The organism is Streptomyces ureilyticus, assembly GCF_011045025.1.
Classification (GTDB): Bacteria; Actinomycetota; Actinomycetes; order Streptomycetales; family Streptomycetaceae; genus Streptomyces; species Streptomyces ureilyticus.
Genome location: NZ_JAAKZX010000496.1, coordinates 1 through 840 on the forward strand (window position 1 = coordinate 1; position 840 = coordinate 840).

Annotated in this window: 1 protein-coding gene; it reads left to right on the plus strand. The window is 77.0% G+C overall.

The features are described from left to right. Positions 1–549: 549 nt before the first annotated feature. The coding region (locus G6048_RS51710) for a hypothetical protein (protein WP_206343061.1) at positions 550–840 on the plus strand (291 nt) is incomplete at its 3' end.

The following is an 840-nucleotide window of genomic DNA, read 5'->3' on the forward strand; positions in this document are numbered from 1 at the left end:
GGATTGGGGGGATTGGGCTTGTGGGTCCGGGGCCGCGCTCAGGTGGTGAGCAGGGCCTTGCGCCGGGTGAGGCACGGGCGCTGCGGGCGCAGGTATGGCTGCGGGCGCAGGTATGTGGGTGCCGTGGGCTGGGCCCGCTCCAGGCACGCCCGTGCCATGGACGGCAGGGCTCGCCCCAGGCACGCCGGTGCCGTACGTCGGTCCCGCCGGGCCGACGGGCCCGTTCTGCGGCGAAGTCGCCGCCTGTCCCGGCACACCACCGCCAGTGGTCGATCCGGGGGTGCCGGCGCCGTGCCCCGGGCTCGCTCCGGACACGCCCGTACCGTGCGTCGGAGCCGCCGGGCCGACGGGCCCGTTCTGCGGCGGAGTCGCGGCCTGTCCCGGCACACCACCGCCAGTGGTCGATCCGGGGGTGTCGGCGCCGTGCCCCGGTGTCGCCGCCGGAACGGCCGTACCCGGCGCGGGAGTCGTCCCCGGATGCTGCACCGGCGGCGCGGGCGCGTAGGGCCCGGGCTCCCCGTACGGAGGCGTGCTGTACGGATCCGGATCGTGCAGAGGCTTGGCCCGCTCACCGGACGCGCGGCCACCGGACACCGGACCACCCTCCGGAGCGCCGCCCGCCCCGTACGGCGCGCCGGACGGATCACCGTCGCCCGCGCCACGGACAGGCGCGGCGCCCGCAGGCCGCTCCAGTTCGAAGTCGCCCTCGGTGTTCTCACGGCGGAGCCCGCTCGTGGCGTTCTCCGGGTGCCCGACCGGGGTCGGGGTGCCGTCAGGCGTGGCTGGATTCGTACCGTCCCCCGCCCCGTCCCCCGCGGAAGCGGAGTGCTTCCCCTCGTC